We start from the raw sequence: 21445 nt of genomic DNA on the forward strand, positions 1-21445 counted from the left end.
TATGCAACAGCAAAAGCCGCAAAAACCGCTGGAAGGGGCGCAGCTGGTCATCATGACCATTGCGCTCTCGCTGGCGACATTCATGCAGGTGCTGGACTCCACCATCGCAAACGTGGCGATCCCGACCATCGCCGGTAACCTTGGCTCGTCGTTGAGCCAGGGGACCTGGGTCATTACCTCGTTCGGGGTGGCGAACGCCATCTCTATTCCGATTACCGGCTGGCTGGCAAAGCGCGTCGGTGAAGTGAAGTTGTTCCTCTGGTCAACCATCGCCTTCGTCATCGCCTCCTGGGCGTGCGGCATGTCCACCAGCCTGACGATGCTGATTTTCTTCCGCGTCATTCAGGGGATTGTCGCCGGGCCGTTGATTCCGCTGTCGCAGAGTTTGCTGCTGAACAACTACCCGCCCGCCAAACGCTCTATCGCGCTGGCGCTGTGGTCGATGACCGTGATTGTCGCGCCGATTTGCGGGCCTATCTTAGGCGGCTACATCAGCGACAACTATCACTGGGGCTGGATCTTCTTCATCAACGTGCCGATTGGCGCCATCGTGGTCATGATGACGCTGCAGTCGCTGCGCGGCCGGGAAACGCGAACAGAACAGCGGCGTATCGACGCCATTGGTCTGGCCCTGCTGGTTGTCGGCATCGGTAGCCTGCAGGTCATGCTCGACCAGGGCAAAGAGCTGGACTGGTTCAACTCGCGGGAGATCATCATCCTGACCATTGTCGCGGTGGTGTCGCTGAGCTTCCTGATCGTCTGGGAGCTGACGGACGATAACCCGATAGTCGACCTGTCGCTGTTTAAGTCGCGAAACTTCACCATCGGCTGTCTGTGTATCAGCCTCGCCTACATGCTTTACTTCGGCGCGATTGTACTGCTGCCGCAGCTGTTGCAGGAGGTATACGGCTATACCGCAACCTGGGCAGGCTTAGCCTCGGCGCCGGTTGGATTGATTCCGGTTCTGCTGTCGCCGATTATTGGCCGCTTCGCCCACAAGCTCGACATGCGCAGGCTGGTGACGTTCAGCTTTATCATGTACGCCGTGTGCTTCTACTGGCGCGCGTATACGTTTGAACCGGGAATGGACTTTGGCGCGTCCGCGTGGCCGCAGTTTATTCAGGGCTTTGCCGTGGCGTGTTTCTTTATGCCGCTGACGACCATCACGCTTTCCGGCTTGCCGCCCGAGCGCATGGCGGCGGCATCCAGCCTGTCGAACTTTACGCGAACGCTGGCGGGCTCGATCGGTACGTCGATCACCACCACCCTGTGGACCAACCGTGAATCGATGCACCATGCCCAGCTGACCGAAGCGGTGAATCCGTTCAACCCGAACTCTCAGCAGATGTACAACCAGCTGCAGGGAATGGGGATGACGGAGCAGCAGGCGTCAGGGTGGATTGCCCAGCAGATCACCAACCAGGGGCTGATTATCTCGGCAAACGAGATTTTCTGGATATCGGCGGGGATCTTCCTCGTCCTCCTGGGGCTGGTGTGGTTTGCTAAACCCCCGTTTGGTGCCGGCAGCGGGGGCGGTGGCGCGCACTAGTCCTGTGCGACGGTTGCCCGGTGGCGCTGCGCTTACCGGGCCTACGAACGTAGGCCGGATAAGGCGTAGCCGCCATCCGGCAAAAAACCGCACCGTGTCCAAAACGCAACAGCGATTGTCATTTCCGATAAAGCAGCGCTTCTGAAATCGATTCACGATAGTGAAAAGACAACAGGAGCGCATCATGCTGAATACACCCGCCGACAAATACCAACCTTATCCCGTCATGTCTCTGCCCGACCGCCGCTGGCCGGAGCAGCGCATCACCCGCGCGCCGCGCTGGCTTTCAACCGATCTGCGCGACGGCAACCAGGCGCTTGCCGAGCCGATGGACAGCGCGCGCAAGCTGCAGTTCTGGGACCTGCTGATCGGCTGCGGATTCAAAGAGATCGAGGTCGCTTTTCCTTCCGCCTCGCTGACGGACTTCAACTTTGTTCGCCAGCTGATTGAAGAGAACCGCATTCCGGATGACGTCACGATTCAGGTGCTGACCCAGGCGCGGGAAGATCTTATTCATCGCACTTTCGAATCACTGCGCGGCGCGAAACAGGCCACCGTGCACCTCTATAACGCTACCGCCCCGCTGTTCCGCCGCCTGGTGTTCGGCATGGAGAAAGCGCAGATCGTCGAGCTGGCCACGCGCTCCACGCGCCTCATCCGCCAGCTGTGCGAAGAGAACCCGGACACCCGCTGGCAGTATGAGTATTCACCGGAGACCTTCTGCTTTACCGAACCGGACTTTGCGCTGGAGATTTGTGAGGCGGTGGCAGAAATCTGGCAGCCGTGCGCCGAGCGTCCGATGGTGATCAACCTGCCCGCCACCGTCGAGGTGAGCACGCCGAACGTCTATGCCGATCAAATCGAGTATTTTTGCCGCCACTTCAGCCGCCGCGCCGACGTCTGCATCAGCGTGCATCCGCATAACGACCGCGGAACCGGCGTGGCCAGCGCCGAGCTGGCCGTGATGGCAGGCGCAGACCGCGTGGAGGGCTGCCTGTTTGGCAACGGGGAGCGCACGGGCAACGTTTGCCTGGTGACGCTGGCAATGAATCTCTACAGCCAGGGCGTTAGCCCAAATCTGGACTTCAGCGACATGAACCGGGTGGTGGAAGTAGTGGAAGCCTGCAACCAGCTGCCGGTGCATCCGCGCCATCCGTGGGCGGGTCGGCTGGCCTATACCGCCTTCTCCGGCTCGCACCAGGACGCGATCAAAAAAGGCTTTGATGCCCGCAGGCCTGGCGAGCGCTGGGAGATGCCCTATCTGCCCGTCGATCCGCAGGATATCGGCTGCACCTACGAAGCGGTGATCCGCGTGAACAGCCAGTCAGGGAAAAGCGGCAGCGCGTGGCTTATCGAGCAAAACCACGGACTGAAGCTGCCCCGCGCCCTGCAGCAGGACTTTAGCCAGCACGTGCAGCAGGAAACCGATCGCCACGGGAAAGAGATGACGCAGAATGCGCTCTGGCAGCTGTTCCGCGCCCGCTACGGGCTGGTGGCGACGCCGCAGTTTGCGCTGCAATCCTACCGCAGCGACAGCCAGCAGGACGGCCAGCTGCGCTTAACCGCAAGCGTTGCCACGCAGGGGGGAACGCGCCAGCTGGAGGGTCAGGGCAACGGGCTGCTCTCTGCCGCCGCTCACGGCTTAAGCCGCTGGGTTAACGCGCCCTTTGTGATTAAGGATTATCACGAGCATACGCTGGGCGAGCGCAGCGATAGCCGCTCGGTGGCCTACATCCGCTGCCTGTTCCAGGACGGCAGCAGCCGCTGGGGCGTGGGCATTGACAGCGACGTGGCGCGCGCGTCGATTCAGGCGCTGTTTAACGCCGTCAGTCGTTCTTAAAGTAATCGCTAGGGGAAATGCCCATCGCCCGGCGAAACATTGCCGTGAACGCGCTGTGGCTGCCGTAGCCCAGATCAAGCGCCACGCGCAGCACCGGCTGGCCCTGCGCCAGCCGCACTAAGGCTTCCAGCAGGCGCGCCCTTCTCACCCACTCGCTGTAGCTTAATCCGGTCTGCTGCTGAAAATGGCGGTTCAGGGTGCGTTCGCTCATTCCCATCATGCTCGCGGCCTGCGTGCTGCTCCAACTCTCCCCTGCGGTCTGGCGGATGTGACGACAAAGATGACGCAATGCTTCACTTTCCGGCTCCGGCAGGTGAAACGGCAGCACCGGCATGATGCGGATTTCATCGAGGATCAGCTCATAGATCCGTTCATCGCGGCTGCCGGGTGCGTAGGATTCCGGCAGCGTCAGGCTGGTGAGGATCAGCTCGCGCAACAGGGGTGAGATCTGCACGATCTGACAGGTCGCCGGGAGATCGGCGCGCGCCAGCGGATCGATAAACAGCGTACGGGCGGCAACGTTGCCAGTGATGCGAAGGGAGTGCTGCGTCCCCGCCGGTAGCCAGACGCCGCGCCCGGGCGGCACCACCCAGCAGCCGGATGCGGTATCAACCCGCACCACGCCGCTCAGGCTGTGCAGCAGCTGCGCGCAGTCGTGCTGGTGCCACGGCTCGCTGTCGCCATGAACGTAATCATGGGCGAACGGAACGAGGGGGCGATGGGTAAAGGAGAAAGTTGAGGTTGTGGTCATGGGGTTAAACCACCCTCACCCTACCCTCTCCCTGTGGGAGAGGGAAAAGGTGCACTAGATGTGCAGTTCCTGCAGTTTTTCTTTTGGCAGGGCCAGCTCGTCGTTGCTGTTCACGCGAACGTCACGCTCGATGATGTGACGCGCGATCTCCTGCGCTTCTTCCAGAGAGTGCATCTGGTAAGTCCCGCACTGGTAAACGTTCAGCTCAGGGATCTGGTTCTGCTCTTTCACCTTCAGCACGTCCTGCATCGCCGCTTTCCACGCGTCCGCAACGCGCGTCTCATCAGGCACACCAATCAGGCTCATGTAGAAGCCGGTACGGCAGCCCATCGGAGAGATATCGATAATCTCAACGCCGTTGCCGTTCAGGTGGTCACGCATAAAGCCGGCGAACAGGTGCTCCAGCGTGTGAATACCTTTTTCCGGCATCACTTCTTTGTTCGGCACGCAGAAGCGCAGATCGAAAACGGTGATCGTGTCGCCGTGCGGGGTGTGCATGGTCTTCGCGACACGGACTGCAGGTGCTTCCATACGGGTATGGTCGACAGTAAAGCTATCTAATAACGGCATACGTCACCTCCGACAGTGATTTTTTTTAAAATAAACTGAACTCTTCTACAGAATGCGCGTCTGAGTATATGAAAGACGCGCATTTGTTATCATCATCCCTGAATTCAGAGATGTATATTTTGGCCACAGCGATGTGGCCTTTTTCTTTTTCAGCTCAAGACTGCTTCGCCAGAAACGCCTCAAACGACTCGGTATCCGCCGCTTCGACCTCTTTCTGACGCACGACGGACGCATCGCGTTCCGCCACAAAATCCGCTTCGCTCAGTACGTCCAACGGCTCCTGCATCAGCATCTCACGATACTCTGCGCCGAGCGCCCGACCCGTACCGCCAATGCCCTGTTCAAGCATAGAACGCAGAATACGCGCGGAGAACGTCAGTTCCGGGTTATCAAAGCTCTCGACCAGCTGGTCGCACACGTCCTGATACGCTTCACCGCCGTACACGCTGTCCATCGTCTGCGCGACGCGCTTCAGATCGCGGAACAGATCTTTGCCCACCTTAGCCAGCGGGAATTGCGCCGTTTCGCAGCCAATACCCAGCGTCAGGCCCGGTTTGCGACCTTCCAGAATCACGCGATTCCAGTTGGTGCGCGTGCAGAGCAGTTCATCTGCGCTCATCTCCGGCGCATCCGCCAGCACGCACCAGACCATAAACAGATCCAGGAAACGCACCTGCTGCTCGTCAACGCCAATCGGTGAGAACGGGTTGATGTCCAGCGATCGCACTTCAATGTACTCAATCCCGCCGCGCTGCAGCGCATCCGACGGCGTTTCGCCGCTGCGGGTTACGCGCTTCGGACGAATTGGCGCATACAGTTCATTTTCAATTTGCAGCACGTTGCTGTTGATTTGCAGGCGCTTACCGTCTTTTTCGAGGCCGATTTTCTCGTACTCTTCCGACGGGGTTTTGATCGCCCGCTTCAATCCTGCCACATATTCGTGCAATTCGTTAAACGTAATACCGAGATTGCTTTGCGATTTATTGGTATAGCCAAGGTCGCTCAGGCGCAGAGAGGTTGCGTAGGGCAGATAGTACATCCCGCACTCGGTTTTCTCGAACGGCAGCGTGGTCGGTTTCCCCTGCAGGAAAGAAGAGCAGATCGCCGGTGACGCGCCAAACAGATACGGGATCACCCAGCCAAAACGGTAATAGTTGCGGATCAAACGGAAATAACCCGCAGAGATCGCCTCTTTATCCGTTTCACCGCACTTTGCCTGCCAGAACGCCATCGGCAGTGAGAAATTGTAGTGCACGCCAGAGATAGTCTGCATCAGCGCACCGTAGCGGTTTTTCAGCCCTTCACGGTAAAGCGTTTTCAGACGACCAATATTTGACGTGCCGTACTGCGCAAGTTCGATATCCTGACCCTGCTCGATATAGCACGGCATGCTCAGCGGCCACATGCGCTCATCGCCCAGATTACGGGCGGTGAAGCGATGAACGTCCCGCAGGATCGTCAGCATACGATCAATATCACCCTCTACCGGCGTGATGAACTCCAGCAGCGCTTCGGCGAAATCGGTTGTGATCCATTTATGTGTCAGCGCCGAGCCTAACGCCTTCGGATGACCCGTTGTCGCTAAGCTGCCATCCGCGTTTACGCGCAGCGTTTCGCGCTCAAGGCCACGCTGAATCCCCTTCAGTGCCTGAGGGTGATTTTCCAGCCAGGCCAGCGCCTGTGATACGTCCGGGATCAAATTGACCTCCCGCCTGTCAAAGTAATGTTTCTCAGCATAATTGTAATGGTTGACGATTGAAGGTCGCGTATTCATTCCACCAATTAGTGCCACCACGTCATACCCTGCAGCGTTGCCCATGCCACGAGCACATAGCGCAACGCCTTGCCAAGGCACAAAAAAAAGAGCACTGGTCCCCAGGAGATGCGCATCCATCCCGCCAGCAGACACAGTAAATCACCTATTACAGGCATCCAGCTTAATAACAGCGTGGCAGCGCCATAGCGTTTTAGCCAGCCGACTGCCTTTTCCTGCCAGCGCGATTTTTCGCGGAGCGGAAAGAAACGCCCAAGAATAACGTTAGTCAGCCCTCCAAGGCTATTACCCATTGTTGCTATTAACACTAGCAACCAGGGCTGACTCACGCCGGACAACAGCATCGCCACCAGCACCACTTCCGAATTTCCCGGTAAGAGCGTGGCGCTTAAAAAACTGCTGGCGAATAATGAGGCAAGTGACAGCGCGTCACTCACAGTAAGCGAACGTCCACCGCAGCCATTCCGGCATCATGCGCGGCCTGAATACCAAAATCGGCATCTTCAAACACAACGCATTTTGCCGCAGGTACGCCCATGAGTTCTGCACAAAGCAGGAAGGTGTCCGGTGCGGGTTTGTGATGTTTAACGTGATCGGCAGCAACCACGGCCGAAAAATAGTGGCGCAGGCCAAGATGGTTGAGCAATGCTTCTGCAATCGCGCTTTCACTGCCCGTCCCCACCGACATTGGACGGCGTCCATGCCACTCTTTTACCACATCAATGAGTGGCAAAGGGCGAACGGTGTCTAAAAGCATCGCTTTTACCGCATCGGTTTTTTCACGCGCGAGAAGGTGCGGGTCGAGATCGGCCTGATTGAGTTCAATCACGGCCTGAGCAATACGCCAGGTTGGCGAGCCATTGAGGGCAATCATCGCCTGAAGATCGAAACGCATACCGTAACGGCTCAGGACGTCAGTCCAGGCTTTACGATGCGTGGGTTCGGTATCCAGGATGGTGCCATCCATATCGAAGATCAAACCGTCATACTGTGCGTACATCGTGCTCTCGCTAACCGATTAACAAAGCATTACTTTATCGTAAAAGGGGGTTTTTGTCGCTGGCAGAGAAAGAGATTACTGACGGAACGTCGAAGGAATAAACAAAGGGAGGAGAAGATGGTGCATCCGGGAGGATTCGAACCTCCGACCGCTCGGTTCGTAGCCGAGTACTCTATCCAGCTGAGCTACGGATGCATCAGGGTACTACTTTTAGAAATAATAATGGTGCATCCGGGAGGATTCGAACCTCCGACCGCTCGGTTCGTAGCCGAGTACTCTATCCAGCTGAGCTACGGATGCATCAGGGTACTGCTTTCAGAAATAGTAAATGGTGCATCCGGGAGGATTACTCGGCTGCGCCTCGCCCTTCGGGCCGTTGCTAAAGCAACGTTATCCTCCCTGGTGCTTGCGATTAACTCGCAGACCTTGAAACAACAGCATCGCTGTTATCTCGGAGAATATGGTGCATCCGGGAGGATTCGAACCTCCGACCGCTCGGTTCGTAGCCGAGTACTCTATCCAGCTGAGCTACGGATGCATCGGGATTTACTACTGTACTACACGATACTCATATCACTTCGAAAGCAATATGAAGTAATAGATGGTGCATCCGGGAGGATTCGAACCTCCGACCGCTCGGTTCGTAGCCGAGTACTCTATCCAGCTGAGCTACGGATGCAAAATGGCGGTGAGGCGGGGATTCGAACCCCGGATGCAGCTTTTGACCGCATACTCCCTTAGCAGGGGAGCGCCTTCAGCCTCTCGGCCACCTCACCACACAACGCCTCTTTCGAGTGCTTCGAGTAACTCGTTAAGAGCTTCTCGTCGCTGCGTGGCGCATATATTACTTTCTGGGACTTATAAGTCAAACAATTTTCCAAAAGCTTTTATCGTTTGCACAAATCACACGCAATTCGCATGTAAAAGCCGCAAAGAGGGTGTTTTATAAGCGGATTTTGCAGGCATCTTTACAGAAAACCTATGCAGAAATGGCGGCGTAAGGACGAGTTAAGGATAACGGAGTGGTTAAAAACAGAGCGATTGAAATTAAACGGTAACGTTAAGCAGGAAAAATGGCGGGAGGGTTGCGTCTCGCCCGACAGCGAGACGCGACAATATCAGTAACTGGACTGCTGGGATTTTTCAGCCTGGATACGCTGGTAGATCTCTTCACGGTGGACAGATACTTCTTTAGGAGCGTTAACACCAATACGTACCTGGTTACCCTTTACCCCTAAAACTGTCACGGTGACCTCATCCCCAATCATGAGGGTCTCACCAACTCGACGAGTCAGAATCAGCATTCTTTGCTCCTTGAAAGATTAAAAGAGTCGGGTCTCTTGTATCCCGGCATTATCCATCATATAACGCCAAAAAGTAAGCGATGACAAACACGTAAAGTGTAAGCAGTCACGGCATCACATTCTGTTAAACGTAAGTTTAGCCGATATACACAAACTCAACCTGACTTTATCATTATCGATAGCGCAGTGAACAAGACGCCATAACGTTGCCGCTATGGCGTCTGCTTGTGCTTTGTAGTTATTACAGTTTCGCGCTTACCCAGCTTTCAACGCTGGCCAATGCCGCGGGAAGTGCCGCCGCATCCGTACCACCGGCTTGCGCCATGTCCGGACGACCGCCACCTTTGCCACCCACCTGCTGGGCGACCATACCAATAAGTTCCCCTGCTTTAACGCGATCGGTCACATCCTTAGAGACCCCCGCAATCAGAGAAACCTTACCTTCTGCCACCGTCGCCAGCACGATAACCGTAGAACCAAGCTGGTTCTTCAGATCGTCGACCATAGTACGCAGCATCTTAGGCTCCACGCCCGCCAGATCGCTGACCAGCAGTTTGACGCCCTTAATATCTACTGCTTTGCTGGAGAGGCTTGCGCTCTCCTGCGCTGCAGCCTGTTCTTTCAACTGCTGCAGCTCTTTTTCCAGCTGACGGGTACGATCCAGCGCAACGCGCACTTTCTCGCCCAGGTTCTGGCTATCGCCTTTCAGCAGCTGCGCGATATCGTGCAGCTGGTCGCTCTGCGCATGCAGGCTGGCAATCGCACCTTCACCGGTTACCGCTTCGATACGACGCACGCCCGCCGCCGTACCGGACTCGGAAACGATGCGGAACAGACCGATGTCACCGGTGCGCGAAGCGTGCGTACCGCCGCACAGCTCGGTAGAGAAGTCGCCCATGCTCAGCACGCGAACGCGCTCGTCATACTTCTCGCCAAACAGCGCCATCGCACCTTTTTTCTTCGCGTCCTCGAGCTCCATGATGTGGGTCTCGATTGGCAGGTTACGACGGATCTGCGCGTTCACCAGATCTTCTACCGCGCGGATTTCAGACGGTTTCATCGCTTCAAAATGCGAGAAGTCGAAACGCAGGACCTTATCGTTAACCAGAGAACCCTTCTGAGCAACGTGTGTACCCAGTACGTCGCGCAGGGCAGCGTGCATCAGGTGGGTTGCAGAGTGGTTCAGACGAATGCGCGCGCGGCGAGCTTCATCAACGTTAGCCTGTACGCCCTCGCCCACTTTCAGAGAACCGGAAACCAGTTTGCCCTGGTGACCAATCGCCTGACCGTATTTCTGAGTATCGCTGACGCTGAAGCTAAAGCCGTTGCCTTTCAGCTCGCCTTTATCGCCAACCTGGCCGCCAGATTCCGCATAGAACGGCGTTTTGTCCAGAATGACGACGGCTTCCTGACCCGCGCTGATGCTGTCTACGGCCTTACCGTCAACAAACAGCGCGGTCACTTTACCGGTCAGCTCCAGCGCGTCATAACCCTTGAATTCTGATGCACTATCAACGCGGATCATCGCGTTATAGTCTGCGCCAAAACCGCTGGATTCACGCGCGCGACGGCGCTGCTCTTCCATCGCGGCTTCGAAGCCCGCTTCGTCAACTTTGATGTTGCGCTCGCGGCAAACGTCCGCCGTCAGGTCAACCGGGAAGCCGTAGGTGTCGTACAGGCGGAAAGCGGTTTCGCCATCCAGCGTGTCGCCCTTGAGCTTAGACAGTTCGTCGTCCAGCAGCGCCAGACCGCGCTCAAGCGTACGCGCAAACTGCTCTTCTTCGGTTTTCAGAACCTGTTCCACCTGCGCCTGCTGGCGTTTCAGTTCGTCACCGGCAGCACCCATCACGCCAATCAGTGGCCCAACGAGTTTATAGAAGAAGGTGTCCTTCGCGCCCAGCATGTTGCCGTGACGGATGGCACGACGAATGATACGACGCAGCACGTAGCCACGGTTTTCATTCGACGGGATAACGCCGTCGGCAATCAGGAACGCACAGGAACGGATATGGTCTGCAATAACGCGCAGCGATTTGTTGCTGAGATCGGTCGCACCGGTCACTTCCGCGACGGACGCGATCAGCGTGCGGAACAGGTCGATGTCGTAGTTGGAATTCACGTGCTGCAGAACGGCCGCGATACGCTCCAGGCCCATGCCGGTATCTACAGACGGTTTCGGCAGCGGCTCCATGGTACCGTCAGCCTGACGGTTGAACTGCATGAAGACGATGTTCCAGATCTCAATGTAGCGATCGCCATCTTCTTCAGCGCTTCCCGGAGGGCCGCCCCAGATGTGGTCGCCGTGATCGTAGAAGATTTCGGTGCACGGACCGCACGGACCGGTGTCGCCCATCTGCCAGAAGTTATCAGACGCGTAAGGCGCGCCTTTGTTATCGCCGATGCGAATAATACGCTCGCGCGGGATCCCAACTTCTTTTTCCCAGATGTCGAAGGCTTCGTCATCGGTTTCGTAGACGGTCACCCACAGACGCTCTTTCGGCAGGTTGAACCAGTTTTCACCGGTCAGCAGTTCCCATGCGTACTGAATAGCGTCGTGTTTGAAATAGTCGCCGAAGCTGAAGTTACCCAGCATTTCGAAGAAGGTGTGGTGGCGCGCGGTGTAACCGACGTTTTCCAGGTCGTTGTGTTTACCGCCCGCACGTACGCAACGCTGTGAGGTTGTGGCGCGGGAATAATTACGCTTGTCGAGACCAAGGAATACATCCTTGAACTGGTTCATCCCGGCGTTGGTAAACAGCAGAGTCGGGTCATTGTTCGGTACCAGGGAGCTGCTGGCAACAACCTGGTGTCCCTTACTATGGAAAAAGTCGAGAAACGCCTGACGGATCTCAGCGGTGCTCTTGCTCATAATTATCCTGAAATCAAGCTAACGAAATGTCGCAGCAGGTCCGTATCTGTAAACAGTTGGACGGACCAGCTACTGGAAAAAGTGGGAATAAGATAAGTTTTCTTTAGTGGGAAGTAAAATCCCGCATGCGCTCAATCGACAAAATTACGCCATATATCCTGAATATCTTCCATCAGGAAGCCGCGATAGAGCAAAAAGCGCTGAATTTTGACTTTTTCTGAAAATTCACGCGGCAGCGGTTCACCGTATTTCCGAATCGCCTGTTCTTTTGCCAGCTCGCACCAGTCGGTATCGCATTCTCGCATGGCTTTTTCAATGGCTTCGCGGGCAACGCCTTTCTGATTTAGCTCCTGACGTATGCGCGCAGGGCCATATCCTTTGCGGCCGCGGCTGGCGAGAAAGCGGGAAGCAAAGCGCCCGTCGTCCAGATAGTGATGCTCGTAGCACCAGGCAATGACGCGGTCGTAATCTTCTGCCGTAGCATCTATTTCTTCCGGCCCATTTTTGCTCATCACAGGCGCTGACAGTTTTCGCCGCAGTTCCTGTTCGCTATGGTCACGCACGGCAAGGATGCGCACCGCGCGATCGAGCAGTCGCGCGTAGGCGGGTCGGCGTGATGTGGATTCACTCATAAAAAACCTGCAGATTCAGAAATGCAAAAAGGGCCGCATCAGCAGCCCTTCATCTTTACACGAGAGACTTAAAAGTCTTCGTTGGTTTCTTCAGCATCCGCAGCATCAGCCACGAAATCAGGTTTGGAGTCCTGGTTGTTCAGCAGAAGCTCACGCACCTTCTTCTCAATCTCTTTCGCTGCAGCCGGGTTATCTTTCAGCCAGGAGATAGCATTCGCTTTACCCTGACCAATCTTATCGCCGTTGTAGCTGTACCAGGCACCCGCTTTTTCAATCAGCTTCTCTTTCACGCCCAGGTCGACCAGCTCGCCGTAGAAGTTAATGCCTTCGCCGTAGAGGATCTGGAATTCAGCCTGTTTGAACGGTGCTGCGATTTTGTTCTTCACAACCTTCACGCGGGTTTCGCTACCCACCACGTTCTCGCCGTCTTTCACTGCGCCGATACGACGAATATCCAGACGAACAGACGCGTAGAATTTCAGTGCGTTACCACCGGTAGTGGTTTCCGGGTTACCGAACATCACGCCAATTTTCATACGGATCTGGTTGATGAAGATCAGCAGCGTGTTGGACTGCTTCAGGTTACCCGCCAGCTTACGCATCGCCTGGCTCATCATACGTGCCGCGAGGCCCATGTGAGAGTCACCGATTTCACCTTCGATTTCCGCTTTTGGCGTCAACGCCGCAACGGAGTCGACGATGATTACGTCAACCGCACCGGAGCGCGCCAGCGCGTCACAAATTTCCAGCGCCTGCTCGCCGGTGTCCGGCTGGGAACACAGCAGGTTGTCGATATCAACGCCCAGTTTACGAGCATAGACAGGGTCCAGCGCGTGCTCGGCATCGATAAACGCACAGGTTTTACCTTCGCGCTGTGCCGCTGCAACCACCTGCAGGGTCAGGGTCGTTTTACCTGAGGATTCCGGTCCGTAGATTTCTACGATACGGCCCATTGGCAAACCGCCAGCGCCCAGTGCGATATCAAGAGAAAGCGAACCGGTGGAGATAGTTTCCACGTCCATGGAACGGTCTTCACCCAGGCGCATGATGGAGCCTTTACCGAATTGCTTTTCGATCTGGCCCAGTGCTGCCGCCAACGCTTTCTGTTTGTTCTCGTCGATAGCCATTATTACTCCTGTCATGCCGGGAGAAGCAACTGCGCTTCACCGTGGATTTCTGTTCTGTTGATGCAATTATACTGTATAGTCATACAGTATCAAGTGTTTTGTAGAAATTGTTGCCAGAGCGTTTTTAACGCATATTCAGTTGCCTGACGACGCACGCTTTCGCGATCGCCGCTGAAGCACTCCCGACGGGTGATCCCCTCACCTTTAGAAGTGGCAAAGCCAAACCAGACGGTGCCAACGGGCTTAACGTCGCTGCCGCCGTCCGGCCCCGCGATGCCGCTAATGGAGATGGCGTAATCGGCACGCGCCTCTTTCAGGGCGCCAATGGCCATCTCAATAACGACCGGCTCGCTGACTGCGCCATGCTGCTCCAGCGTGGCTTCTCGTACGCCGATCATCTGCGCTTTAGCTTCATTACTGTAGGTTACAAAGCTGCGCTCAAACCAGGCGGAACTGCCTGCAATATCCGTTATCACCTTGGCAACCCAGCCGCCGGTGCAGGACTCAGCGGTGGTGATGGTCGCCCCACGCTGCTTTAGCGCCAGCCCTACCACTTCGCTAAGCTGCATTAATTCATGGTCAGTCATTCTCGCTCCAGGCCATAGAGAAACGTGCAGCACAAGATAGCACTTTCTCGTCAGATATGGGGATGCGCTTCGGGTTTTACGAGGGGGCTTCAGAAAAAAGCCGGTGCAGGCGCACCGGCCGTGGAGAATGTTATTTCATGCTGTTCGCGAGCGTATCCACATTGTGGCGAAACGCCTTCACGTAGGTATCCGCAACGCCGCCTTTGGCCGACAGCGCTTCCGGGTAAAGCTCGCCCCCTGGCTGCGCGCCCGTCGCCGATGCAATCTGTTTAACCAGACGCGGATCGAGCTGATTTTCCATAAACCAGGTTTTCACGCCGTCGGCTTTAATTTGATTGATAATCTCAGCGACCTGCGCCGCGCTGGCTTCGCTCTCAGACGACAGCCCCTGCGGCGCCATAAAGGTCACGCCATACGCGCGGCTGAAGTAGCCGAACGCGTCATGGCTGGTCAGCACTTTGCGCTTCGCTGGCGGGATCTGGCTAAAGCGCGTTTTGGCCCACCCATCCAGTTGCGTCAGTTGCGCGATATACGGCTTACCAGTAGCCTCGAGCGCCGCTTTATCTTGCGGATCGGCTTTCACCAGCCCGTTCAGAATATTTTGTGCATAGCGCGCGCCGTTCGCCGCGCTGTTCCACGCGTGCGGATCGGTCACGGTTTTGCCATCTTCCTCAAGCGTGTGCGTTTTCACCCCGGCTGAGGCCACCACCAGCTGGCCTTTAAACCCGGAGGCTTTCACCAGACGGTCAAGCCAGCCCTCCAGCCCCAGACCGTTAACCACCACCACGTCAGCCTTGCTGAGCGCCGCGCTGTCTTTCGGGGACGGTTCAAAGGTGTGCGGATCGCCGTCCGGGCCGACCAGCGTCGTCACCTTAACGTGGTCCCCCCCCACTTCCTGCGTGATATCCCCCAGAATGGAAAAACTTGTCACCACATTGATCGTTTTCGCCATCACACCCTGCGACAGCATCCCAAGCGCGAGCGCCACGGCTAACCCTGTACGTTTCATCATTTCCCCTTGAGTTAAAAAAGCGTCCGCAGGCTGCCAGCCAGCCTGCTTCGCGTGCCAAATAGAATGGACATAAAAAAGAGGGCGCTGGCGGTGAGCACGATGGACGGTCCGGCGGGTAAACTCACCGCCCAGGAGAGGCTCAGCCCCAGCCACGCGCAAACAATGCCGCTAATGCCCGCCATCAGCAGTAATCCCGGTAAGGTGCGCGCCCAGCAGCGCGCCGCCACGGCGGGGAGCATCATCAGACCGACCGCCATCAGCGTGCCAAGCACCTGAAAACCGGCCACCAGGTTAAGCACCAGCAGCGCCAGAAACAGGCCGTGCAGTAAGCCGGGTAGCCAGCGGGCGTTTACCTGCAGCCAGGCGGTATCAAACGCCTCAGTCACGAGCCCGCGATAAAAAATAGCCAGCACGATGAGCGTGAAGACACAAACCCCTACCACAAACAGCGCGGCATCGCTGTCCACCGCGAGAATAGAACCGAACAGCAGATGCAGGAGGTCGACGTTCGAACCGCGCAGGGAAACCAGCGTGACGCCCAGCGCCAGCGAACCGAGGTAGAAACCGGCAAAGCTTGCATCTTCTTTGAGCGGCGTGCGGCGGCTGACCAGTCCGGCCACCAGCGCTACGGCAATCCCGGCAATAAAGCCGCCAATGCTCATCGCCAGCAGCGACATCCCGCTGAGTAGATACCCCACGGCGACGCCGGGCAGAATGGCGTGCGAGAGCGCATCGCCCATCAGGCTCATCCGGCGCAGCTGAAGGAATACGCCCAGCGCGGTGGTGCTGACGGAAAGCGCCAGGCAAACCACCAGCGCGCGGCGCATAAAGCCGTACTCGATGAACGGCTGGAAGAATATATGCCAGATCATGCCACCCTCACCCGCTCGGTTTTCCAGCGCGGTACGTCAGCGTCCAGGCGCAGCGTTTGCGGGAAGTGGCGCGACACGCGCTCGCTGTCGTGCAGAACCGCGAGCAGCGTCTGCCCCTGCATATACATCTCCAGCATCAGATCCATCAGCACGTTGCAGGTGGCCTCATCGACGCCGGTAAAGGGTTCATCCAGCATCACCAGCGGCGCCTGCTGTACCAGGACGCGGGCAAACAGCATGCGCTGGAACTGGCCGCCGGAGAGTTCGTCGATGGTGGTTAACGCCAGCGATTCCAGCCCCACGCGCTCAAGCGCGCCGCTGATGCGCAGGCCCGCTTCGCGGCGCAAACCGGCGAAAAGCGAAATACCGGGCCAGCAGCCCATGCTGACCACGTCCCGTACGGTCAGCGGAAACTGCGCCTCCAGGGCATGACGCTGCGCCAGCCAGCCGATTACCGGGCGTTTACCCTGCCAGCGGAATCTGCCGCTCACGGGCGGGATAAACCCGGCGAGCGTTTTCAGCAGCGTAGATTTCCCGCAGCCGTTAGCGCCGATAATCGCGGTCATGCTCCCCCGTTCGATCCCCCCCGAAAGAGGACGCGTAACGGGCTGGCGGTCGTAGCCCGCGACCAGTTCGTTCATCACGATCATGGCAACGCCACCGCCCAGCGCACGGCCAGCCCAAGAAAGAGAATGAGTACCAGGGCCAGCAGCAGCCGAACCGGGGAAGAGAGAGAAAACAGGGACGTTGACATATCGACACCACATTAAATGTTATAACATAACAATAATGAAAGGCGATTAAGATGTAAATGGCGGGTGTGAAAAGGGAGTGTGGCGAAATGTTTCTGCAGGAAATAAGTGCGCGCGGGTGCCCTCACCCCAACCCTCTCCCAAAGGGAGAGGGAGAATACCCAGCCCGTAGGCCCGGTAAGCGAAGCGTCACCGGGCGATTGGGCGGCACTGCGGCCTGATGCCCTCACCCCAGCCCTCTCCCACAGGGAGAGGGGGAATAAAGTGACTTACTGACTAAACGGTGACGCCGCCGGCACGCGGGCCTGAGATACCGCCAGCCCCAGCTGCCACACCGCCATTGCATAGTGGGTGCTGTGGTTATAGCGGGTAATGGCGTAGAAGTTCGGCAGGCCGTACCAGTATTGATAGCCGGTACCCACGTCCAGGCGCAGCAGGCTCACCTGGTCGACATTGCCCAGCGGCTGGGTTGGCGTTAAGCCTGCCGCCGTCAGCTGCGCAACGCTGTATTTGGTTTTAAAGCCGTTTTCCAGACCAAACGCCTCGCCGTTCGCCTGCACGGCAACCTGGCCGCCCGGCGTCCAGCCGTGGGCTTTGAAGTAGTTCGCTACGCTGCCGATGGCATCCACCGGGTCCCACAGGTTGATATGGCCATCTCCGTTAAAGTCGACGGCATACTGTTTATAGGAGGACGGCATAAACTGGCCGTAGCCCATCGCCCCGGCAAAGGACCCTTTCAGATCGAGCGGGTCGTCCTGCTCGCTGCGCGCCATCAGCAGGAAGGTCTCCAGCTCGGATGAGAAATACTCGGCGCGGCGCGGGTAGTTAAACGAAAGCGTCGCCAGCGCGTCGAGGATGCGGGTTTTGCCCATCACGCGGCCCCAGCGGGTCTCCACGCCGATGATCCCAACGATAATTTCCGGCGGTACGCCGTAGACCTGCCAGGCGCGGTTGAGCGCATCTTCGTACTGGTTCCAGAACACCACGCCGTTTTGCACGTTGTCCGGCGTAATAAACTGTTTGCGATAGCGCAGCCACGCGCCGTTTGGCCCGGTCGGCACCTGCGCCGTCGGTGCCTGCCTGTCCATCAGGCGCAGCACGTAGTCCAGGCGCTTCGCCTGAGAGAGAATTTCATGCAGCTGCTGGCGGTCAAAGCCGTGCTTGCTCACCATTTTGTCGATGAACTGCTCTGCCGCCGGGTTGTTCGCGAAGTCGCCGCCCATCTGCATCATATTGTGCTGCGGCTCCAGCAGGAACCCTCCGGAAGGCGCGCCAGCCGTTTGCTGGACGGCTTCAGTTTTAGGTTTGCTACTACAGGCGGACAGCAGAATAAGCGCAGGCAACAGCGCTGCGTAACGACGCTTGAACATGGGACATCCATTTAACGAGTTCGGTAAGAACCCATTATGGTAAAGCATCCCCGTCTCCTCAAGGAAGCGGTAACACTTCCCCAACGCAAATCTGTGCTTTTTTCATCCAAGCTGGCTTTATACGCCCCGTTAACTTTCAAAATAATCTATTTTTCTTTCATTGTGAGATCTAATTAACACTTTAAAACCTTTCAAAGTGATTATTATTGACCGCAGTTATACAAAAACAAAAAAGCCCCACAGGAGAGAAGAATGATAGAAACCATCACCCACGGCGCCGAGTGGTTCATCGGGCTGTTTCAGAAAGGCGGAGAAGTGTTCACCGGCATGGTGACCGGGATCCTGCCCCTGCTGATCAGCCTGCTGGTGATCATGAACGCGCTGATAAACTTTATCGGCCAGCAGCGCATTGAACGCTTCGCCCAGCGCTGCGCCGGGAATCCGCTGTCCCGCTACCTCGTACTGCCCTTTATCGGCACCTTCGTTTTCTGCAATCCGATGACCTTGAGCCTCGGCCGCTTTATGCCGGAAAAGTACAAGCCGAGCTACTACGCCGCCGCGTCCTACAGCTGCCATTCGATGAACGGCCTGTTCCCGCACATCAACCCCGGCGAGCTGTTTGTCTATCTCGGGATCGCCAGCGGTCTCACCACACTTGGCCTGCCGCTCGGCCCGCTGGCGGTGAGCTATCTGCTGGTCGGGCTGGTCACCAACTTCTTCCGCGGCTGGGTCACCGACCTCACCACCGCCATTTTTGAGAAAAAAATGGGCATCCAGCTTGAACAGAAAGTCCATCTTTCAGGAGCCACAGCATGAGCCGTATTCGCATTGAGAAAGGCACGGGCGGCTGGGGCGGCCCGCTGGAGTTCGACGCCACCGAAGGCAAAAAGATCGTCTACATCACCGCGGGCACGCGCCCGGCGATCGTCGACAGGCTGCGCGAGCTGACCGGCTGGGAAGCGGTCGACGGCTTCAAGGAGGGCGAGCCGCCGGAAGCGGAAATCGGCGTGGCGGTGATCGACTGCGGCGGCACGCTGCGCTGCGGCATCTATCCGAAGCGCCGCATTCCGACGGTGAATATTCACTCCACCGGAAAATCCGGCCCGCTGGCGCAGTACATCCTTGAGGACATTTACGTCTCGGGCGTGAAGGAGGACAACATCACGCTGGTGAATGGCACACCCGCGCCGCAAAAAGCGGCCCCGCGCGAGTACGACACCAGCAGGAAAATCACCGAGCAGAGCGACGGCCTGCTGGCGAAGGTCGGGATGGGCATGGGTTCCGCCGTGGCGGTGCTGTTCCAGTCCGGGCGCGACACCATCGACACGGTGCTGAAAACCATCCTGCCGTTTATGGCGTTCGTCTCGGCGCTGATCGGCATCATCATGGCGTCCGGCCTGGGCGACTGGATTGCCCACGGCCTCGCGCCGCTCGCCAGCCACCCGCTCGGGCTGGTGACGCTGGCGCTGATCTGCTCCTTCCCGCTGCTGTCGCCGTTCCTCGGCCCGGGCGCGGTGATTGCCCAGGTCATCGGCGTGCTGATTGGGGTGCAGATTGGTCTGGGGAACATTCCGCCGCACCTCGCCCTGCCCGCCCTGTTTGCCATTAACGCCCAGGCGGCGTGCGACTTCATCCCCGTTGGGCTGTCGCTGGCCGAAGCGCGCCAGGACACCGTGCGCGTGGGCGTACCGTCGGTGCTGGTGAGCCGCTTCCTGACGGGCGCGCCGACGGTGCTGATTGCCTGGTTTGTCTCCGGCTTTATTTATCAATAAGAGGTTCCTGCGATGACCGTGATTTACCAGACCACCATTACCCGCATCGGCCAGAGCGCGGCCGACGCGTTGAGCGACCAGATGCTGATCACCTTCCGAGAAGGCGCCCCGGCGGATATCGAAGAGTTTTGTTTTATCCACTGCCACGGCGAGCTGAACGGTGAGCTGAAGGCAGGAAGCCGGCTGGAGCTGGGCGAGGCGCGCTATGCCGTCACCGCCGTCGGCGACGTGGCCGAGCAAAACCTGCGCGAGCTGGGCCATATCACCCTGCGTTTCGACGGCCAGCCGCAGGCGGAATACCCCGGTACGGTTCACGTCGATGGCCCGGTTCCGCAGGCCGTTACCCCAGGCTGCACGTTAAAATTTGTTGCGTAATTAAGGAGAGACACATGAGTCAGGTTGCCGTTGTCATTGGTGGGGGACAAACCTTAGGCGAGTTCCTCTGCCGTGGGCTTGCCGCAGAGGGTTACCGCGTGGCGGTAGTGGACATTCAGAGTGAAAAAGCCGCCCGCGTGGCGGACACCATTAACACCGAGTTTGGCGAAGGCACGGCGTACGGGTTTGGTGCCGACGCCACCAGCGAGCAGAGCGTGATGGCGCTGGCCCGCGGCGTGGACGAGATTTTTGGACGTACCGACCTGCTGGTCTACAGCGCGGGGATTGCGAAAGCGGCCTTTATCAGCGATTTCGAACTGGGGGATTTTGACCGCTCGCTGCAGGTGAACCTGGTGGGCTATTTCCTCTGCGCCCGCGAGTTTTCCCGCCTGATGATCCGCGACGGCGTTCAGGGGCGCATCATTCAGATCAACTCCAAATCAGGGAAAGTGGGCAGCAAGCACAACTCCGGCTACAGCGCGGCGAAGTTTGGCGGCGTGGGGCTGACGCAGTCTCTGGCGCTGGATCTGGCCGAGTACGGCATTACCGTTCACTCGCTGATGCTCGGCAACCTGCTGAAATCGCCGATGTTCCAGTCCCTGCTGCCGCAGTACGCCACCAAGCTCGGCATTAGCGCCGACGAGGTTGAGCAGTATTACATCGATAAAGTGCCGCTGAAGCGCGGGTGCGATTATCAGGACGTGCTGAACATGCTGCTGTTCTACGCCAGCCCGAAGGCGTCTTATTGCACCGGGCAGTCGATTAACGTGACGGGTGGGCAGGTCATGTTCTAAGTCCCTTCCCCGGTGGCGCTGCGCTTACCGGGGCTACAAATCCCGTAGGCCGGGTAAGGCGCAGCCGCCACCCGGCATTTAAGGAGTGAAATATGGTAACCGCACTCATCACCGTCGCCGCCCTCGCCTGGCTGTGCCAGATGGCGTTCGGCGGCTGGCAGATCCACCAGTTCAACCGCGCGTTTGACGCCCTGTGTCAGAAGGGGCGCGTCGGGGTCGGACGTTCCGGCGGGCGCTTCAAGCCGCGCGTGGTGGTCGCCGTTGCGCTGGATGAAAACAACCGCGTCTGCGATTCCCTCATCATGCGCGGCATGACGGTGTTCGCCCGGCCGGTGAAAATCCAGGCAATCAACGGCATTTCGCTGCAGGAATTGCAGCCTGATGTGATCTTTCCCCATGATCCACTCTGTCAGAATGCACTATCATTAGCGCTTAATCTGAAACATGGATAATTTCGTTGTGAAAGCTATAGGCTTGCGAAATTATCATTTCGCA

General features: G+C 57.7%; 21 protein-coding genes and 5 tRNA genes. 7 read left to right on the forward strand and 19 right to left on the reverse strand.

Features of this window, described 5'->3' with window-relative positions; genetic code table 11:
- Position 1: 1 nt before the first annotated feature.
- Both emrB and leuA read left to right on the forward strand, forming a co-directional pair.
- Positions 2-1549 carry a multidrug efflux MFS transporter permease subunit EmrB gene (gene emrB, locus VPX56_RS17475; RefSeq protein ID WP_131633775.1) on the forward strand — a complete coding sequence of 516 codons (1548 nt, stop codon included), beginning with the start codon at positions 2-4 and terminating at the stop codon, positions 1547-1549.
- A 184-nt stretch (positions 1550-1733) separates the two neighbouring features.
- Complete coding sequence (leuA, locus tag VPX56_RS17480) at positions 1734-3389, forward strand: 2-isopropylmalate synthase (RefSeq protein ID WP_326467972.1); 1656 nt, start codon at positions 1734-1736, stop codon at positions 3387-3389.
- On the opposite strand, the gene VPX56_RS17485 is transcribed toward leuA, so the two are convergent.
- The 19 genes from VPX56_RS17485 to mltB form a co-directional block, all read right to left on the reverse strand.
- Positions 3376-4140 carry an AraC family transcriptional regulator gene (locus VPX56_RS17485; RefSeq protein WP_326467974.1) on the reverse strand — a complete coding sequence of 255 codons (765 nt, stop codon included), beginning with the start codon at positions 4138-4140 and terminating at the stop codon, positions 3376-3378. The two genes, leuA and VPX56_RS17485, sit on opposite strands and share 14 nt — an antisense overlap.
- Before the next feature lie 54 nt (positions 4141-4194).
- Entirely contained in the window at positions 4195-4710 is a 516-nt protein-coding gene (luxS, locus tag VPX56_RS17490; protein WP_119935962.1) for an S-ribosylhomocysteine lyase, read from the reverse strand.
- Between the two features lie 154 nt (positions 4711-4864).
- Positions 4865-6409, reverse strand: coding sequence for a glutamate--cysteine ligase (gene gshA / locus VPX56_RS17495; RefSeq protein ID WP_263610273.1), 1545 nt, complete (start codon positions 6407-6409; stop codon positions 4865-4867).
- Positions 6410-6492: 83 nt separating this feature from the next.
- The gene (locus VPX56_RS17500; protein WP_008499541.1) at positions 6493-6921 is read right to left on the reverse strand and encodes a YqaA family protein; all 429 of its coding nucleotides are present in this window, start codon (positions 6919-6921) and stop codon (positions 6493-6495) included.
- Positions 6918-7484, reverse strand: coding sequence for a fructose-1-phosphate/6-phosphogluconate phosphatase (gene yqaB / locus VPX56_RS17505; RefSeq protein ID WP_221551326.1), 567 nt, complete (start codon positions 7482-7484; stop codon positions 6918-6920). The genes VPX56_RS17500 and yqaB overlap by 4 nt, the downstream gene beginning before the upstream one ends.
- Before the next feature lie 118 nt (positions 7485-7602).
- Positions 7603-7679, reverse strand: a tRNA-Arg gene (locus VPX56_RS17510).
- A 28-nt stretch (positions 7680-7707) separates the two neighbouring features.
- A tRNA-Arg gene (locus tag VPX56_RS17515) sits at positions 7708-7784 on the reverse strand.
- A gap of 161 nt (positions 7785-7945) precedes the next feature.
- Positions 7946-8022, reverse strand: a tRNA-Arg gene (locus VPX56_RS17520).
- Positions 8023-8086: 64 nt separating this feature from the next.
- Positions 8087-8163, reverse strand: a tRNA-Arg gene (locus VPX56_RS17525).
- A 4-nt stretch (positions 8164-8167) separates the two neighbouring features.
- Positions 8168-8260 (reverse strand) — tRNA-Ser (locus VPX56_RS17530).
- A gap of 342 nt (positions 8261-8602) precedes the next feature.
- The gene (gene csrA, locus VPX56_RS17535; protein ID WP_000906486.1) at positions 8603-8788 is read right to left on the reverse strand and encodes a carbon storage regulator CsrA; all 186 of its coding nucleotides are present in this window, start codon (positions 8786-8788) and stop codon (positions 8603-8605) included.
- 241 nt (positions 8789-9029) lie between these two features.
- Positions 9030-11657 (reverse strand): alanine--tRNA ligase, encoded by a 2628-nt coding sequence (alaS, locus tag VPX56_RS17540; protein ID WP_131633770.1) that lies wholly within the window; start codon positions 11655-11657, stop codon positions 9030-9032.
- A 131-nt stretch (positions 11658-11788) separates the two neighbouring features.
- On the reverse strand, positions 11789-12289 hold the full coding sequence (gene recX / locus VPX56_RS17545; protein WP_131633769.1) for a recombination regulator RecX: 501 nt from the start codon (positions 12287-12289) through the stop codon (positions 11789-11791).
- Positions 12290-12357: 68 nt separating this feature from the next.
- A complete protein-coding gene (recA, locus tag VPX56_RS17550) occupies positions 12358-13416 on the reverse strand; it encodes a recombinase RecA (RefSeq protein ID WP_131633768.1) in 1059 nt (352 codons plus the stop codon).
- Positions 13417-13505: 89 nt separating this feature from the next.
- Positions 13506-14003 (reverse strand): nicotinamide-nucleotide amidase, encoded by a 498-nt coding sequence (gene pncC, locus VPX56_RS17555; protein WP_131633767.1) that lies wholly within the window; start codon positions 14001-14003, stop codon positions 13506-13508.
- Between the two features lie 130 nt (positions 14004-14133).
- Positions 14134-15012 carry a metal ABC transporter substrate-binding protein gene (locus VPX56_RS17560; RefSeq protein ID WP_326472099.1) on the reverse strand — a complete coding sequence of 293 codons (879 nt, stop codon included), beginning with the start codon at positions 15010-15012 and terminating at the stop codon, positions 14134-14136.
- 14 nt (positions 15013-15026) lie between these two features.
- Positions 15027-15887: a metal ABC transporter permease gene (locus VPX56_RS17565; protein WP_326467982.1), complete on the reverse strand. Its 861-nt coding sequence runs from the start codon at positions 15885-15887 to the stop codon at positions 15027-15029.
- On the reverse strand, positions 15884-16537 hold the full coding sequence (locus VPX56_RS17570) for a metal ABC transporter ATP-binding protein (protein WP_131633765.1): 654 nt from the start codon (positions 16535-16537) through the stop codon (positions 15884-15886). The genes VPX56_RS17565 and VPX56_RS17570 overlap by 4 nt, the downstream gene beginning before the upstream one ends.
- A 371-nt stretch (positions 16538-16908) precedes the next feature.
- Positions 16909-18009: a lytic murein transglycosylase B gene (gene mltB, locus VPX56_RS17575; protein ID WP_263610278.1), complete on the reverse strand. Its 1101-nt coding sequence runs from the start codon at positions 18007-18009 to the stop codon at positions 16909-16911.
- A gap of 252 nt (positions 18010-18261) precedes the next feature.
- Here mltB and srlA point away from each other — a divergent pair, with 252 nt between their 5' ends.
- The 5 genes from srlA to gutM all read left to right on the forward strand — a co-directional run bounded on the left by srlA (position 18262) and on the right by gutM (position 21402).
- Positions 18262-18825 (forward strand): PTS glucitol/sorbitol transporter subunit IIC, encoded by a 564-nt coding sequence (gene srlA, locus VPX56_RS17580; protein ID WP_023333189.1) that lies wholly within the window; start codon positions 18262-18264, stop codon positions 18823-18825.
- Positions 18822-19781 (forward strand): PTS glucitol/sorbitol transporter subunit IIB, encoded by a 960-nt coding sequence (gene srlE / locus VPX56_RS17585; RefSeq protein WP_181593734.1) that lies wholly within the window; start codon positions 18822-18824, stop codon positions 19779-19781. Before srlA ends, srlE begins: the two co-directional genes overlap by 4 nt.
- A gap of 12 nt (positions 19782-19793) precedes the next feature.
- Positions 19794-20156 (forward strand): PTS glucitol/sorbitol transporter subunit IIA, encoded by a 363-nt coding sequence (gene srlB / locus VPX56_RS17590; protein WP_181593735.1) that lies wholly within the window; start codon positions 19794-19796, stop codon positions 20154-20156.
- A 14-nt stretch (positions 20157-20170) separates the two neighbouring features.
- Complete coding sequence (gene srlD, locus VPX56_RS17595; protein WP_181593736.1) at positions 20171-20950, forward strand: sorbitol-6-phosphate dehydrogenase; 780 nt, start codon at positions 20171-20173, stop codon at positions 20948-20950.
- A 92-nt stretch (positions 20951-21042) separates the two neighbouring features.
- Entirely contained in the window at positions 21043-21402 is a 360-nt protein-coding gene (gene gutM, locus VPX56_RS17600) for a transcriptional regulator GutM (protein ID WP_131633760.1), read from the forward strand.
- Positions 21403-21445 lie beyond the last annotated feature (43 nt).

This window comes from Enterobacter wuhouensis, from assembly GCF_035835995.1.
Lineage (GTDB): Bacteria > Pseudomonadota > Gammaproteobacteria > Enterobacterales > Enterobacteriaceae > Enterobacter > Enterobacter wuhouensis.